10 protein-coding genes and 1 tRNA gene are annotated in these 16,218 nt (G+C 63.7%); 4 read left to right on the forward strand and 7 right to left on the reverse strand.

The features are described from left to right. Nucleotides 1-170: 170 nt before the first annotated feature. From SUTH_RS19110 to SUTH_RS12505, 4 genes are read left to right on the forward strand one after another with little or no spacing between them, the layout of a single operon-like run. Nucleotides 171-3,236: a bifunctional diguanylate cyclase/phosphodiesterase gene (locus SUTH_RS19110; protein ID WP_084207387.1), complete on the forward strand. Its 3,066-nt coding sequence runs from the start codon at nt 171-173 to the stop codon at nt 3,234-3,236. After that, the gene (locus SUTH_RS18575) at nt 3,233-8,044 is read left to right on the forward strand and encodes a PAS domain S-box protein (protein ID WP_052473607.1); all 4,812 of its coding nucleotides are present in this window, start codon (nt 3,233-3,235) and stop codon (nt 8,042-8,044) included. The genes SUTH_RS19110 and SUTH_RS18575 overlap by 4 nt, the downstream gene beginning before the upstream one ends. A 3-nt stretch (nt 8,045-8,047) precedes the next feature. Next, a complete protein-coding gene (locus tag SUTH_RS12500) occupies nt 8,048-9,184 on the forward strand; it encodes a response regulator (protein WP_041099657.1) in 1,137 nt (378 codons plus the stop codon). After that, on the forward strand, nt 9,185-10,327 hold the full coding sequence (locus SUTH_RS12505) for a response regulator (RefSeq protein ID WP_041099659.1): 1,143 nt from the start codon (nt 9,185-9,187) through the stop codon (nt 10,325-10,327). A 74-nt stretch (nt 10,328-10,401) separates the two neighbouring features. On the opposite strand, the gene SUTH_RS12510 is transcribed toward SUTH_RS12505, so the two are convergent. From SUTH_RS12510 to SUTH_RS12540, 7 genes are all read right to left on the reverse strand, one after another. After that, the gene (locus tag SUTH_RS12510) at nt 10,402-11,613 is read right to left on the reverse strand and encodes an NAD(P)/FAD-dependent oxidoreductase (RefSeq protein WP_041099661.1); all 1,212 of its coding nucleotides are present in this window, start codon (nt 11,611-11,613) and stop codon (nt 10,402-10,404) included. A gap of 188 nt (nt 11,614-11,801) precedes the next feature. Continuing rightward, nucleotides 11,802-12,722 (reverse strand): 4Fe-4S dicluster domain-containing protein, encoded by a 921-nt coding sequence (locus SUTH_RS12515; RefSeq protein ID WP_041099663.1) that lies wholly within the window; start codon nt 12,720-12,722, stop codon nt 11,802-11,804. Next, nucleotides 12,722-14,278: an FAD-binding oxidoreductase gene (locus SUTH_RS18580; RefSeq protein WP_052473608.1), complete on the reverse strand. Its 1,557-nt coding sequence runs from the start codon at nt 14,276-14,278 to the stop codon at nt 12,722-12,724. The genes SUTH_RS12515 and SUTH_RS18580 overlap by 1 nt, the downstream gene beginning before the upstream one ends. Nucleotides 14,279-14,361: 83 nt before the next feature. Then, nucleotides 14,362-14,682 carry a type II toxin-antitoxin system RelE/ParE family toxin gene (locus tag SUTH_RS12525; protein WP_041099665.1) on the reverse strand — a complete coding sequence of 107 codons (321 nt, stop codon included), beginning with the start codon at nt 14,680-14,682 and terminating at the stop codon, nt 14,362-14,364. Continuing rightward, on the reverse strand, nt 14,679-14,960 hold the full coding sequence (locus tag SUTH_RS12530) for a ribbon-helix-helix domain-containing protein (protein ID WP_041099667.1): 282 nt from the start codon (nt 14,958-14,960) through the stop codon (nt 14,679-14,681). The genes SUTH_RS12525 and SUTH_RS12530 overlap by 4 nt, the downstream gene beginning before the upstream one ends. Nucleotides 14,961-15,184: 224 nt before the next feature. Further along, a tRNA-Asp gene (locus SUTH_RS12535) sits at nt 15,185-15,261 on the reverse strand. A 63-nt stretch (nt 15,262-15,324) separates the two neighbouring features. Further along, complete coding sequence (locus SUTH_RS12540) at nt 15,325-16,218, reverse strand: LysR family transcriptional regulator (RefSeq protein ID WP_041099669.1); 894 nt, start codon at nt 16,216-16,218, stop codon at nt 15,325-15,327.

Raw genomic sequence — 16,218 nt, forward strand, 5'->3', positions numbered from 1 at the left:
AAAAAACCGCCTCGCTTATGAAATCCGCGGTCACGCCGCAGCATGCGGCATGACAAATGGAACATGGAGCGAAGCATGCAAGGAGTCCCCGACCTCACTCTCTATCCTGAGTCGGTCACAAACCTCCCGCCACCCGCCGAGAGGCTGGCCGGCTGCATTTCGGGCAACCAATGAGCCTGGCCCCGCGCCCGCTCCGCGGCAGCCGCTTCCTTGGCGAATGGCTGTTCCTGCTTGCCGCCCTGACGGCATTCGGCGGCTATATCGGTTATTCGCAATACCAGGATTACCTCCAGATCGAAATCCAGGAGCGCGAGCGCCTGACGACTGAAGCCGCCGTGATCGAGAAGAACCTGGTGCCGCAGCTGCATTCGGCCAACCATGCGCTGGAAACCATCCGCGACGACCTTTCGCACTGGCGGATGGAGAAAGACGGGCAGTGGCGAACCAATCGGCGGCTGCAAGTCTTCGCCGACATCCTGCCCGGCATGCGGGTCCTGCTGGTGGTCGACGCGGACGGCCGGATAACGGCTTCCAACAATGCAACCCTGGTCGGGGCCAGCCTTGCCCACCGGGAATGGTTCCAGCTCGCCGCCAGGAACAATGCTCCGCAAACGCTTTACCTGATCCCGCCGATCAAATCCCTGATCGATACCTATGTCATGGCGCTGGCGCGCTCGGTGGCCCGGCCGAACGGAGAATTCGGCGGGGTCGTTTATGCCTCCTTCGATCCGGATTTCGCCCGGACCCAGCTCGACTCGGTGCTCTACACCCCCGACGCATGGGCTGCCCTCGCCCATGGCGACGGCAAGCTGTTCATGATGGCGCCGGAAAAGAAACACCTGGCCGGCACCGATCTGGCGACGCCCGGCAGCCTGTTTACCCGCCATCGCGACAGCGGCCAAAAGACGAATGTGTACACCGATCGTGTCGCCGCGACGGGCGAACAACGCATGATTGCCCAGCGCACGATCCACCCCGACGACTTGTTCATGGACAAACCGCTGGTGGTTGCCGTTTCGCGCGATCCACGAACCATTTTTGCGTCCTGGCAGCGGGCCACCACCCTGCACGCCCTGTTGTTCGGGATAGTGGCGGTGGTGGCCGTCCTCAGCCTGGGCTTCTATCAGCGGCGGCAGCGCGGCCTCCAGGACATTGCCGACCGCCACGAACAGGCGCTGCAAGCCAGCGCTGACCGCCTGAACGAAGCGCAGCGCATCGCCCAGGTCGGCAACTGGACACTGGACCTGGTCAGCGGCGAACTGACCTGGTCGGATCAGGTATTCCGTTTGTTCGAGATCGATCCGGCCCGGTTCGGTGCCACCTACGACGCCTTCCTCAATGCCATCCATCCCGACGATCGCGAAGCAGTGCATCAGGCCTATGCCGAATCGCTCGTAACCCGGCAGCCATACGAGGTCACCCACCGGCTGCGCATGAATGACGGGCGCATCAAGTGGGTGCATGAGAAATGCCTGTCCGAATTCGACGCGACAGGCAAGCCCTTGCGTTCCCTGGGCACGGTACAGGACATCACCGACGGCAAGCTGGCCGAGATCGAACTGCGCATCGCCGCGGCGGCCTTCGACTCGCAGGAAGCCATGATGGTCACCGATGCCAACAGCGTGATCCTGCGGGTCAATCGGGCCTTCGTCCAGATCACCGGCTATACGCCCGCGGAAGCCGTGGGCCAGACACCCCGCCTGCTCCAGTCAGGACGCCATGACAAGACGTTCTATCGCGAAATGTGGGAAGCCATCAACCGAACCGGCACCTGGCAGGGTGAAGTCTGGGACCGGCGCAAGGATGGCACGGTATATCCGAAATGGCTCACCATCTCGGCGGTAAAGGATGACAGCGGCACCGTGACCCATTACATCGGTTCGCACTACGACATCACCGAACGCAAGATCGCCGAAGAAAAGATCAGGCAACTGGCCTTCTTCGACCAGTTGACCGGCCTGCCCAACCGGACACTCCTCATGGATCGCCTGCGGCAGACCATGGCCGCCAGCTCGCGCAGCGGCGGCCATGGCGCCCTGCTGTTCATCGATCTGGACAACTTCAAGATGCTCAACGACACGCTGGGCCACGACAAGGGCGACCTGCTGCTGAAACAGGTTGCCCAGCGCCTGAAGCTGTGCGTGCGGGAGGGTGACACGGTCGCCCACCTGAGCGGCGACGAATTCGTCGTGGTGCTGGCCGGGCTGGACGCCGACAGCGCCGACGCGGCGGCGGATATCGAGGCCATCGTGGAAAAGATCCTTGCCTCGCTCAACCAGGACTACCTGCTCGCCGATGTCGTTCATCACAGCACCGCGAGCATCGGCATCACGCTGTTCATGGGCGATCCGACCAGCATCGACGAACTGATGAAGCAGGCCGATCTGGCCATGTACAAGTCGAAGGAAGCCGGACGCAACACATGGCATTTCTTCGACCCTGGCATGGAATCCGCCGTAAAGGAACGTGCGGCGCTGGAAGACGATCTGCGGCTGGCCTTGCAGGAACAGCAGTTCGTGCTCCACTTCCAGGCCCAGGTGGTGGGAGAGCGCCTGACCGGCGCCGAAGTCCTGGTGCGCTGGCAGCACCCGCAACGCGGCATGGTGCCGCCGGGCGAATTCATTCCCCTGGCCGAAGACACCGGCCTGATCCTGCCGCTCGGCGAATGGGTGCTCGACGCCGCCTGCCGCCAGCTGGCGCGCTGGGCCACCCAACCGGAACTGGCCCATCTCACGCTCGCGGTCAACGTCAGCGCGCACCAGTTCGGCCAGGTCGATTTTGTCGACCAGGTGCTGGCCGTGCTGAAGAACACCGGTGCCAATCCGCGGTTCTTGAAGCTGGAACTGACCGAAAGCCTGCTGGTCGACAACGTGCAGGACATCATCGGAAAAATGTTCGCGCTGAAGGCCAGGGGCGTGGGCTTCGCGCTGGACGACTTCGGCACCGGCTATTCCTCGCTGTCCTACCTGAAGCGGCTGCCGCTCGACCAGTTGAAGATCGACCAGTCCTTTGTGCGCGACATCCTGGTTGACCCCAACGATGCGGCAATTGCCCGCACCATCGTGGCGCTGGCCGAAAGCCTCGGGCTCGGCGTGATCGCCGAGGGCGTGGAAACGGAAACACAACGCGAGTTCCTGGCCAAATCCGGCTGTCATGCCTTCCAGGGCTACCTCTACAGCAAGCCCGTGCCGCTCGACAAATTCGAGGAGCTCATGACCGCCGAGGCAGTGGCGTGACTGAACAGCCGACAGTCGGCGCCGGCGATACGGCGACAGTCCGAACGGGTATGCACTTCGCCAGGCAGGACGGCAAGTTCCAGCCCAATCGGCGGCATCTGCTCGTGGCGCTGCCCGCCTTGCTGGTGCTGGTCACCCTGGCAATCGTCAAGATCTATGTGCCGCAAATCGAGCGCGATGCCTACACCAGCCTGGAGATCGCCGCCCGGCTCAAGAGCCAGCAGGTGGAGGCCTGGCTTGCCGAACGACACAACGACGGCAGGGTGCTGGCATCCGACACGGAACTGATCGAGCGTGTCGCCGCCATTCAGCACCGCCATGATCCGGCAATGAAGGAGTTGATCCTCAAACGGCTGATGATAGTCAGCAGCGGCTACGGCTATTCCACCGCCGTGGTGCTTGACCCGACCGGGAAGGAATTGCTGACGGCAGGTGGCGCCCACGAAATTTCGGAACAAACCAGGGCGCTGCTGCCAAAGGCCTTTGCCACCGACGAGATTGCCCGCAGCGCCTTCTATCTGGATGCCAACGACGGCCAGGCGGCGCTCAACTTCGTTGTCCCCTTGCAGCACATTGTCGCCGGCAAGCGCCAGGCGGTCGGCGCGCTGGTGCTGCATGCCGAACCCGGCGAGTCGATGTTCCCGATGATCCTGGGCTGGCCGTCGGCCAGCCGCAGCGGCGAAACCCTGCTGGTGAAGGGCGTCGGCGACTCGGTCATCTATCTCAACCAGCTCCGGCACACCAGCGCCCCGGCGATGACGATCAGGCAGAACCGGGCCGACCCCACGCTGCCCTCCGCCCAGGCGGTTCATACCGGCAAGGCCGGCGCATCGCGCGGCAAGGATTATCGCGGCGTGGACGTACTGGCGGTTTATCGCCCGATCGCCGGCACCAGCTGGCACCTGATCGCCAAGATCGACTACGACGAAATCATGGAACCGCTGTGGCGACTGGTGATCTGGGTCGGCCTGGTGGCGCTGGCCGCGGCGTTGGCCATCGGCTTGATGCTGCGCCGGCTCTGGTCGCAACAGCAAAGCATGCGGGAACTGGCCGCACAGGCCAAACTGACGGAAAGCCTGCGCCAACGGGAAGAGCGTTTCCGCGCCATCACGGAAACGGCCTACGATGCGATCGTCACTGCGGATACCGGGGGCAACATCACCAGCTGGAACGCTTCGGCCGCTCGGATATTCGGCTTTGACAAGGCCGAGATCATCGGCCAGCCGCTGACGCGGATCATTCCGCCGCGCTTCCAGCAGGCCGCCATGGCCGGCTTTCAGCGCCTGATGAACGGCGACCCGGACCACCTCGATGGCGGCGTCGTGGAATTGACCGGACAGCGCCGGGACGGCAGCGAGTTTCTCCTCGAACGCTCGGTGGCGCTGTGGCAAACCGAGGATGGCCGCTTCTTCACCTGCACCATGCGCGACATCACCGAGCGCAAGAAGGCGGACGAAGCGCTGCGCATCGCCGCTGCCGCCTTCGAGTCGCACGAAGGCATTGTGGTGACCGATGCCGACGACGTGATCCTGCGGATCAACCAGGCCTTTACCACCATCACCGGCTACCCCGAAGCGGAAGCCGTCGGCAGGAGAATGAACTTCCTCAAGTCGGATCGCCATGAACCGGATTTCTACGCGGAGATGTGGCAGGAAATCCTGGCGCACGAAACCTGGCAGGGCGAAATCTGGAACCGGAACAGGGACGGCACGATCCATCCCCACTGGCTGACCATCTCGGCGGTCAGGGATGGCGATGGTCGAATCACCCATTATGTCGGCGCCTATACCGACATCACCGAGCGCAAGGAAGCCCTGCAGGCGCTGGAAGCCAGCCGGAATTTCAACGAGCAGATCGTCTCCGCGTCGCCGATCGGCATCCTGACTTATGACGCAACGGGGCAGTGCCTGACGGCAAATGCCAATGCCGCCGATCAGTTGGGAGCAACGCGCGAGCAATTGCTCGGACAGGACTTCCGGAAAATCGAGTCATGGAAGAGTTCCGGCCTTCTGGCCTGTGCCGAGAAGGCGCTGGCCACCGACGAGCATGCGCAGATCGAGGCCCATTTCGTCACCAGTTTCGGCAAGGAAATATGGCAGCACGCGATTTTTTCCCGCTTCTCGGCGAACGGGCGCATGAACCTCCTGCTGATGATCACCGACATTTCCCGACGCAAGCAGCAGGAAGAAAAAACCCGCCAGCTTCTGGCGCAAAACGAAACCATCCTCGGCAACGCCCTGGTCGGCATCGTCTATCTCAAGCAACGCCGCATCGTTTCCTGCAACCGCCGGATCGAGGAACTGTTTCAATACGAACCGGGCGAACTGCTCGGCCAATCGAGCGAGCTGTTCTACGACTCCCAGGAAACCTATGATCGACTAGGAAGAATCGCCTACGACGCGGTGGCGGAAGGCCAGAACTACAGTACCGAGGTCATGTTGCGGCACAAGGACGGCAGCCTGTTCTGGGGCGCGCTGAGCGGCCGCGCCATCGATCCCGCGCATCCGAACGACGGCAGCATCTGGGTATACGCCGACATTTCCGAACGCCGGCGCGCGGAGGAGGAAACCGGCAAGCTGCGGCAGGCGGTGGAACAGAGCCAGGTTTCGATCGTCATCACCAACCGCTACGGCGTCATCGAGTACGTGAACCCGAGCTTCACCCGGATTACCGGCTACACCCGTGAGGAAACGGTCGGCCGGACCCCGAGCATTGTGAAATCCGCGGAGACACCCCGTGCAATACATGAAGACCTCTGGAACACCATACTTGCCGGCAGGATCTGGCGCGGCATCCTGCGCAACCGCTGCAAGAACGGCAGTCTGATCTGGGAAGAAACATCGATCTCGCCGATCTTCAACGAAGACGGCGAAATCAGCCATTTCGTCGCGGTCAAGGAGGATGTGACCGAGCGCAAGCGGATCGAACGGCAGCTCGAAGAGCACCAGGCCAACCTGGAAGGCCTTGTCCTGCAGCGTACCGCCGAGTTGAACGAAGCCCTCGCCGCGGCAAAACGGGCGGACCAGTCGAAGGATGAATTCCTCGCCAACATCACCCACGAACTGCGCACGCCGCTCTCCGCCGTAATCGGCTTTTCAAACCTGGCGCGGCCGTTTGCCACCGATGCGCGGCAGCGCGAGTATCTGGACAAGGTCAATAGCGCCGGCAAAACGCTGGCCGGCATCATCGACGACCTGCTCGACCTGTCGAAGATCGTCGCCGGACGCATGGAGTTCGAAGTCAAGCCCTTCAGCCTGCGGCAACTGGTCGTGCGCAGCCACTCGGTGACCAGCTACCGGGCGCAGGAAAAGGGGCTGGCGCTGATCGAGCAGATCGATCCGGAGGTTCCCGACGTTCTGGTGGGCGACAGCCTGCGCGTGGAGCAGATCCTGCTGAACCTGCTCTCGAACGCCGTGAAATTCACCACCACCGGCCGGGTGGAACTGCGCATCGGCATTCATGATCGCGAAGCGAAGCGCCTGTGCCTGAACATCGAAGTGGAGGACACCGGGATCGGCATGAGCGAAGAGGGAATCGCCCTGCTGTTCAAACCCTTCTCGCAGACCGACGCCTCGATGACGCGCAAATATGGCGGCACCGGCCTCGGCCTGGCGATCTGCAAGCGCCTGGCCGAAATGATGGACGGCGACATCGGCGTCACCAGCCGCGAGGGCAGCGGCACGACCTTCCGGGTCAGGCTCTGGCTCGGCCTGGATGAAACCGGCGCGTTGCCGATCGAAACGGAGCAACCGGAGGAGTCGACGCAGATACGTTACCGGGATGTGCGGGTGCTGGTGGTGGATGACCAGCCGTTCAACCGCGACGTGGTCGAAGGACTGCTCGCCGCGGTCGGCGTCACTCCGCATCTGGCGGACAACGGCCAGGAAGCGCTCGACATGCTGTCCCTGGGCACGGACAGCTTCGATCTGGTGCTGATGGATATCCAGATGCCGGTGATGGACGGCCTCACGGCGACCCGGGTGATCCGCAAGCTGGAAGGCTTTGCGCAGCTGCCGATCATCGCCATGACGGCGCATACGATGGCGCACGAAAAGGAGAAAAGCGCCGATGCCGGCATGAACGACCATATCGGCAAACCCTTCGACGAATCCGGCTTCTACCAGATGCTGGCGAAATGGATTCCGCGCCACAAGCACTATCTGCCGGCCGTCGCGGAACCCCGCCCGGCTTCGACCAACGGAATGCCGCTGCTGGCCGGCGTCGATACCCGTGCCGGACTGGCGCTGCTGCTCGGCGACGAGACGCGCTATCGGCACTGGCTGGGCGACTTTGTCGCCGAGGCCCCCGCCGCCATGAAGCAGATACGGCTGGCGCTCGCCGCCGGCACGCCGGAGGCGGCCAGCATGACGGCGCATACCCTGAAGGGACGCATGGGCCTGCTCGGCATGAAGACCCTGCATGCCGTCGCCTCGGCCCTCGAAACGGCCATAGACAACGCCTCGCCGGCGAGCGAACTGCTGCTCGACCTGGAACGCGGCGTCGCCGCCATGTGCGCCGAAATTCAGCAAGGGCTCGGCCCCGTCACCCCGCCGGAAACCGCTGCCGAAGCCTTGCCCGGGGAACTGCCGCCCGGAACGCCGCCGGCTTCCGTGACCCGCCTGATCGAACGCTTGCAGGCCGGCGACAGCGATTGCGACCTGCTGGTCCGGGACTGTCTCGCCGAACTCAAGGACACGGCCTGGGTGCCGTGCCTGCACCACGTACTGATCCATATCCAGAACTTTGACTTTGACGCCGCCATCGCCCTGCTTTCCGGCAAGCGGCAGGCGCGGAACAAGGGGGGCTGACCCATGGACAAACTGATACTGCTGGTCGATGACGATCCCGCCGTGCTGGCAATCCTCAAGGAAAGCCTGCGGCCGCATTACCAGATCCGTATCGCCACCAACGGCCGGAAAGCGCTGGAACTGGCGCACCTGCAACCGCTGCCGGACCTGATCCTGCTCGACGTCAAGCTGCCCGACATGCACGGCTACGACGTCTGCACCCGGCTCAAGCAGGATCCGTTGACGGCAGCCATTCCGGTGATGTTCCTGTCCAGTCATTCCGATGTGGGCCACATCACCCACGGTCTCGAACTCGGCGCCGTGGATTACGTCAGCAAGCCGGTCGCGCCGCCGATCCTGCTGGCTCGCGTCCGCACCCATCTGCGCCTGCGCGAAGCGGGCGACCTGCTGCGCGACCAGAATGTGCATCTGGAAAGCCTGGTCAGCAAGCGTACCCGCGACCTCGAAGCCAGAACCATGGAGCTGCAGGCCCGCACCTCGGATTTGCAACTCAGCCAGGATCTCACCATCGTCGCGCTGGGCTCGATCGCCGAAACCCGCGACAACGAAACCGGCAACCACATTCACCGCACCCGGGCCTACGTCCAGGTCATGGCCCGGCGACTGGCTCCCACGCCCCGTTATCGGAATACCGTCTCGGAGGAACAATGGACCATGATCTGGAAATCCGCGCCATTGCACGACATCGGCAAAGTCGGCATACCCGACCACATCCTGCTCAAGCCGGACAAACTCACCGTGGAAGAATTTTCGGTGATGAAGCGCCACCCCGCCATCGGACGCGACGCGCTGCGCGATGCCGAAGCGCGGATGGGTACGGAAGGATCGTTTCTCAGCATCGCCAAGGAGATCGCCTACGGCCACCACGAACGCTGGGATGGCACCGGCTACCCGCAGGGACTCAGCGGAGAGGCGACGCCGCTCTCGGCGCGGCTGATGGCGCTGGCCGACGTCTACGACGCCCTGATCCACAAGCGCGTCTACAAGCCCGCGTGGTCTCACGCGGAAGCCGTCGAGATGATCCGCGAGGGGCGCGGCAAACATTTCGATCCATCGCTGGTCGACTGCTTTCTGGAAGACGCCGACGAGTTTCGTTACATCGCATCGAGATTCAGCGACGACGCTGAAGAGGAAAATTGAATGAGTGAGACTTTCCGGGTATTTGCAGTAGACGACGATCCATTCGTCCTCGACATCATCCACAGGATTCTCGACACCGAGTGCGAAGTGGAAACCTTCGACAGCGTCGAAGCCTGCGCGCCGCGCCTGGAGACGGTCAAACCCGACATGTTCCTGCTCGACGTGCGGATGCCCGGCATGGACGGCTATGCCTTCTGCCGCCAGCTCAAGGACGACGAGAACTTTTCGACTATTCCGGTCACCTTCGTATCCGGGCAGGACACCATCGATGCCAGGATCAAGGGCTACGATGCCGGCGGCGAGGATTTCATCGTCAAGCCCTTCGAAGTGGAGGAAGTGCTGCGCAAGGTCAAGGTCGCCAAGCAGATCGTGCAAGCGCGCCTCGCCCTGGAACAGCAGGCCAAGGAGGCGCAGAAGTTTTCCTTCATGGTCATGTCCACCATGGAGGAAGCCGGGATTGCCCTCAATTTCATGTGCCAGCTGGTGGCCTGGGAAACCGAGCAGGACATCGCCAACGGCCTGCTCGAACTGTTGCAGCGCTATCGCCTCGAAGGCGTGGTGCAGACGCGCATCGCCGAACGCTCACTGACCGTCAGCGCCGCGGGCACCAACCTGCCGCTTGAAGTATCGGTGATGAACCACGTCAGCGGCCTCGACCGCATTTTCGATTTCCGCAACCGCAGCGTGCACAACTTCGAGCGCGTCACGCTGATGGTGAGCAACCTGCCGCTGGACAACCCGGACTACTGCGGCCGCCTGCGCGACAATCTTTCGATCGCCGCGAAGGGCGCCGAATCCAAGCTGCAATCACTGGAGGCGCTGGAACTCAACAGCCGCAACCAGGCCGGCATCCTGGCGACGCTGGACTACGTGCGCGCCTCCGCCGAAGCGCTGCGCCAGGCCAACCAGAAGAGCCACATGGCGGCCGACAACCTCATGATCGCCGTCGAACAGAAACTGGTGAACGCCTTCGTCCACCTGGGATTGACCGAGAACCAGGAGCACAAGGTGTCCGACCTGGTAAGCGACGTGATGAAGCAGCAGCAGGAGTTGCTGGACAACAGCGAAGAGACCGATCGCGTGCTGAAGGACCTCGGCGAACGGCTGGGGCAGCTGGGTCTGGGTGCCGCAAAGAATCCCTGACGCAAGGACCGGCGCCGCATGACGCTGCCCGGACAGCGCAACAGTCGGCGCTGGCGGCGCGGCGATGCGCGCCGCTACAACCAGCGCTGCATCGAATAGCCGCCGACGATCGGCCGCTGCAGGGCGGCGCCGGCGATCTGGCGGCCCCACTTGAATTCCTTGAACAGCACGATGAAGTTCCACATGTCGCGCAGCACCAGGCCGCGCTCGCGCCACGACAGCTTCATCAGCGCTTCGGGGAAATCCGCCTCGTGCGGCTTGTCGAAGGCAATTTTCAGCGGGTTCCACTGGTCGCTGCACCGGCGCACCTCGGATGCGATCATGCGGCGGTACATCTCCTGCACCGGGCGGTTGCGCAAGCGGGCCTCGACGATCGCCTCGCCGGAAATCGCACCCGAATGCAGCGCGCAGCTCATGCCCTCGCCGATCATGTTGAGGAAGCCGGCGGCCTGCCCGGTGAGCAGCACATTGCCCTTGCCGAAGACGTAGCGATTGATCAGCGAGGGGCCGAAGTTCTCGGCGCAGCCTTCGTGGTCGTCGCCGGCCGGCTTGAGGCGCACGCCGTGTTTTTCTTCGAGGTAGTTCTGCACCACCGCGTGCTTCTTCGCGAAATTGTCGCCGCGCTTGAAGCCGACGCCGACGATCTGGCGGCCGTCGCGCGCATGGCTCCAGGTGTAGTGACCGAGGCCCGGATGGAACCAGAAATGGAAATACTCGGAGGACAGCGGGCAATCGATGATCTCGTGGAATTTCTGGCCGACGAAAAACCACGGGATCTGCTTCGTGTAGTCGGGATAGACGGCGCGCACCACCAGCGAGCTGGGCCCGTCGGCGCCGATCACCTGGCGCGCCCGGTACGTCACCGGCTCGCCGTGCTTCCTGGCATGCACCAGCACGTGGTCGCCCTTCTCTTCCAGCCCGGCAAACGATGTCTGGTCGTGCACCTCGGCGCCGCTGCGCTGGATTGCCCAGTGGTCGGAATACTTGCGGTGCAGGTGCGGCGTGGTGCCGTGGAAGAAGTCCATCGGCATCGAGACCATGCTCGGGAAATGGAAGGTCACGCCGCGGCAGGAGGTCGGCTCGTGCAGCGTCTCGCGCGGCAGCGGGCCGAAGTTCTCCAGCAGAAAGCGGTGCCCGCGCGGCGAGAGGATGCCGCTGCAGATCTTGTGGCGCGGCAATTCCTTGCGCTCCAGAATTACGGTTTCCAGCCCGGCATCGACCGTGCGCTTGGCCGCCGCGGCCCCCGCCAGGCTGGCGCCGACGATCACGACATCAACAGTACGCATGCGGTATTTCCCTTTTCATTCTGTTTTCCGCAGATGACGCAGATTTTCACAGATTGAAGGCCGGCAATTCACTGGGTTGGAGACGATCACCGGCCACCTTGATGGCTGATGAGCCGGGCGCACCAATCTTGCTGATTCTTCTGCGCAAATCTGCGAAATCTGCGGACCAACTGCTTTTTCGAGGCTCATCAAATTTCTGCCAGCTCGGCCAGATGCAGTACCGGCACGTCGGCCACGCGGCGCAGGATTGCGCGCTCGGCCGGGTTTTCGACAATGATGCGCGCGGGCCGGCGGCCTTGCAGCATCCAGCGCGCCTCCGCCTCATCCACGGCGGGAATCGCGATGCGCTGCAGGTCGAGGTTCATTGCGCAGCCGGTGTCGGCGCGCAGCCCGTCGTAATGGCCGACCAGGCGCTCGTAATCGGCATGGTAGGCGCGCGCCTCGATGACGTAGAAGTCGGCGCTGGCGAGACGGCGACGGATCGCGCCGACATTGCCGAGCGCTTCGCCCAGGCCTTGCAGGCGCGCAGCGGGCAGCCAGCGGCGCAATTGGCGCAGCAGGAGTCCGTCGCCGACAACCAGAGTGCGGCCGCCAAAGGTGGTTAGCCCGCGCAGAAATGCGCGCTGGCGCAGCGTATCGATGGCATCGCCGGTTTCCAGCGCCAGCGCGATGTCGGCGCCGTCATCGGCGGCGACGGCGATGCCGAGCAGCGCCTGCACGCGTGTCAGCAGCACGGGATCGGCGCGCAAGGCAGCGCCGGGCAGCAGCAGCGCGCCAGCCGGGGCCACCCCGGCACTCGCGGCGGCCTGTGCGAACTTCGCCTGCTGCGCAACGAGTTCCGGCTGACGCGGCAAAGCGCGGCGCAGCTCCATGATCATGCCGGTCAGGTCGATTCGCTCGGGACACACCGGATCGCAGGCGCCGCACAAGGAGCAGGCATCCAGCGGGGGCGCCAGTTCGGCCGCCGTGGCGCCGCACTGCAGGGCCTTGGCGAGGCCTTCCGGGCTGAAGCGCGGATCACGCCGGTTGCGCCACATCGGGCACACCAGCCGGCACAGGCCGCAGCCGCTGCAGGCAGGAAATTCGCGGGGATGGGCGTCGGAATACATCAGAAAATCACGTCGCGGTTGAGGATCATGGCCGGATCGGCCCTGCGCTTCATGGCGAGGTGCTTGTCCACCAAGGCATCGCCGAAGACGCGGCGGATGTAGCCTTTCATCATGCCGCCGAAGCGGTAATAGCTGGCGCCGAGATCCACTCCGATGTCGTAGATGGCGTTCTTGAAGGCCTGGAAATGGTCGCGGCTATATACCTCGCCCTCGATCATCGGCTCGAATTCGCAGCCGTAGGCCCAGCCTTCCGCGCCGGGCGGGACGCAGGACATTTCGTAGTGGGGCTGGTGGTCCGGCCGCAGCTTGATGCCGACGCAATACAGCGTGTAGTGCCTGAAATATTTGCGGCACACCGCGTTGCCGCGCTCCACGGCTTCGATGAACTTGTCCGCCGGCGTCGCCAGGTCGGGAATCACCATCTGCCGCGAGCCCCAGTGCTTCCACACCGCGCGCGAAAACACCACGCTGCGGTCGTGCATCTTGCCGTCGCGATGGAACTCGGGCCGGCGGAACTCGGGGAAGACTGCCTGCTTGCGTTGCAGCAGGTACAGCGCTTCGCCGATCCGCCACGGCCGCAGCGCGTAGTGCCCGAGCATGCACAGCGCGAAACCGGCTTCGCCGAAACCGCGCAGGCGCGCTTCCCAGTTGGCCTTGAACGCCGCCTCGCGCTCGTCGGAATCGAAAGCCACCAGCAGGTTCACCGCGCAATCCATGATGGTGAGGATGCCCGAGTAGTCGCTGGCATCGTTGCGATCGAGCATTTGCAGATCCTCGATCGCGGTGCGCAGCGAGGAATAGTAGTAGTAGTGCATGGCAATGGGCGTATAGGGCCGTATGCGCAGCGTCGCCTCGGTGATGATGCCGAACTGGCCGTAGCCGAGGATCACGCGCTGGAACAGTTCGGCGTTCTCGTCGTCCGAGCATTCGACGATCTCGCCGCTCGGCGTCACCACTTGCAACGACACCGCCTGATCGGCGCTGCAGCCGAGCCGCGCCGAATTGACATCGATGCCGCCGACACCGAGCGTGCCGCCCACCGAGGACGTCAGGTTGAGTGGTGCCGAGAGGTAATCCAGATTTTCGCGGCGCAGTTCCTCGGCCAGGCTGTGCCAGTAGATGCCGGCCTCGACACGAACCGTCAGCGCCGTCGCGTCGATGGCGATCACCCGGCTCATGCCGCTCATGTCGAGCAGGACGCCGCCGAAGGCCACCGATTCGCCCTCGGTGGTCAGCCCGCCGCCGCGCACCGTGACCGGTACCCGGTGAACCTGCGCCGCCTTGAGCAGTTGCGAAACCTGGGCAGCACTGCGCGCCACCACCACGCCGTGAGGCAGACCGTAGGCCGTGCCGCCGGCATCGGTGGCATAGACGCCGCAGGCCGCGGCGCCCTCGGCGAGTTCGACCCCCGAAGCACGCAAGGCCGCGACGAAGTCCTGCCAGCCGGCGCCGTTCCAGCGCGCGGGATTGGTCTGCTGTCGCTTGATGCCCTGCAAGGCATCGGGGGCTACCGGGCAAGGGCCGACGGTGCCGGGTTCTACGGGCGGGATGAACAAGATGAATTACCTGAAAGTCAGGCCGTCAATGATACCGTCGCGAGACTCTATGCCGCCATCCGGCAACCGCGAAAAATTCATAATCAATCCTTGTCCTCAAGGTCATCCTGCAGGGCTGTTTCGTAATCCTGTCCACCGTAGAACACTCCAATGATCGAAACCTGCCGGGCATCTGCATCGAACGCGATCACCGTCCGCCCTTTATAGTTGGTGATACGCAAGCCCGGACGAATGTCATCGCGCTGGGCACCGCGCAGGGGAGATGTTTCCAGCGTCTCACAGTAGGTGATGATGGCATTGACGTAGCGTTCGGCGATGCCGGGCGATGCTGCCGAAGCAATGTACCGGTACAGGTCTGCAAGCTGCTCTTCCGCTTCTGGCGAGAAGATGACGCGAAATTTCATTTCGCCTTGCCGGACATCGCCTTGTGTTCGGCGGCAATCCGGGCGCGCACCTTGTCAGGACTGACAGCACGGGAAGGATCGGCCTTCAATGCATCGTAGGCGGGCCCAACCTGGTCATTCAGCCAGCGCTCCATGGCACGCTCGCGCGCCATCAGCGCCCGCAAGCCATCGCGGAACACTTCGCTTTCGGTGGCATAGGCGCCGGTCGCCACCATCGACTTCACCAGTCCGGCCATTTCATTTGGCAGGGTGATGCTGAATTGCTGGGTTGTGCGCATATTGGCTCCCACGGAATGTGTAGGATTTAATCCTACACATTTGGATCATTCATTTCAATCTCGCCCCCGCGACAGCAATCGCCGCCGCCCGCTCCCCTGCTGTTGAGGTTCGCGAAATCCAATCTGCCCGCGTTAACGCCAATCAAGCACTTTTGCAATGATGGGCGGGATGATGGGAGCAAAACAAAAAAGCGCCCCGGAAGGCGCTTTTCTGCTTGAAACGTTGGCGGAGTGGACGGGACTCGAACCCGCGACCCCCGGCGTGACAGGCCGGTATTCTAACCAACTGAACTACCACTCCGCGTTGGAAGGCGCGCATTGTGCCACAGGCGACCGGGCCGCGCAATGAATTGCGGGAGAAATTTCACGCCGTGCTCCAGACTGCACGGATGACACTGAATGCAGCGGCGATGGCCGGCTCGTTGCGACGCGCGCGCAGACACAGAAACCCCAGTTCTGCCGGCACCTCGACCCGATCGGCCACCGCGATACCGCTTGCATGCGCCGCACGCAGGGCGATGCTGTCGCGCGCCAGCGAAAGGCCGACGCCGGACTTGACCAGATCGAGCATCGAGGGTTCGAGATCGACCTGGGCAACGATGCGCGGGCTGGCCCCGGCTTCCCGGAAAATGCCGGCGAGCAGGCGATGATGAGCCGAGTCCGGCGGCGTACCGATCCACGGCAGGCGCGCCAGTGCCTTCCAGTCCTTGCCGCGCACCCGTTCCTGCCAGTTTGGCGGAGCGATCACGCGATAGTTGAACCCCGTCAGCGTCTGCACCTCGAAAGCTACGTCGACATCGCTCATGCCCGGAGCACCGAGGGTATAGGCCACGTCGAGACGATTGGCGGCGACATCGCGCCGCACCGCGCCGGACATGCCGTGAGCGAGATCGGTGCTGAGGCCGGGGTGATGTTCCACCAGCCGCTTGAGAAAGGGGCCCAGGCGCAGGAATTCCGGATCGACAATGGTACCGATGCGCAGCCGGCCGCCCACCTGCCCGCCGATCCCGGCCGCCAGGCTGTCCAGTTCGGTGGCGGCATCCAGTGCGCGCTGCGCCGCCGGCAGCAATTGTTCCCCGGCACGCGTCAGGCGCATGCCGCGCGGCGTGCGCTCGAACAGCAGCAGCCCGAGTTGTTCGTGCAGCTTTTTCAGTTGCAGGGATAGCGCGGGCTGGCTCAGATGCAGGCGCTGTGCCGTGCGCGTGAGGTTGCCCTCGCGCGCCAGGGTGACGAAGGTGCGAATCAGATTGAAGTCCAT

Source organism: Sulfuritalea hydrogenivorans sk43H (genome assembly GCF_000828635.1).
Lineage (GTDB): Bacteria > Pseudomonadota > Gammaproteobacteria > Burkholderiales > Rhodocyclaceae > Sulfuritalea > Sulfuritalea hydrogenivorans.

Coding starts and splice junctions, on each gene's coding strand:
- SUTH_RS12530 (WP_041099667.1), bottom strand. CDS start 14,960: ATGCGCACAACCCAGCAATTCAGCATCACCCTGCCAAATGAAATGGCC.
- SUTH_RS12505 (WP_041099659.1), top strand. CDS start 9,185: ATGAGTGAGACTTTCCGGGTATTTGCAGTAGACGACGATCCATTCGTC.
- SUTH_RS19110 (WP_084207387.1), top strand. CDS start 171: ATGAGCCTGGCCCCGCGCCCGCTCCGCGGCAGCCGCTTCCTTGGCGAA.
- SUTH_RS12515 (WP_041099663.1), bottom strand. CDS start 12,722: ATGTATTCCGACGCCCATCCCCGCGAATTTCCTGCCTGCAGCGGCTGC.
- SUTH_RS12500 (WP_041099657.1), top strand. CDS start 8,048: ATGGACAAACTGATACTGCTGGTCGATGACGATCCCGCCGTGCTGGCA.
- SUTH_RS12525 (WP_041099665.1), bottom strand. CDS start 14,682: ATGAAATTTCGCGTCATCTTCTCGCCAGAAGCGGAAGAGCAGCTTGCA.
- SUTH_RS12540 (WP_041099669.1), bottom strand. CDS start 16,218: ATGGACTTCAATCTGATTCGCACCTTCGTCACCCTGGCGCGCGAGGGC.
- SUTH_RS12510 (WP_041099661.1), bottom strand. CDS start 11,613: ATGCGTACTGTTGATGTCGTGATCGTCGGCGCCAGCCTGGCGGGGGCC.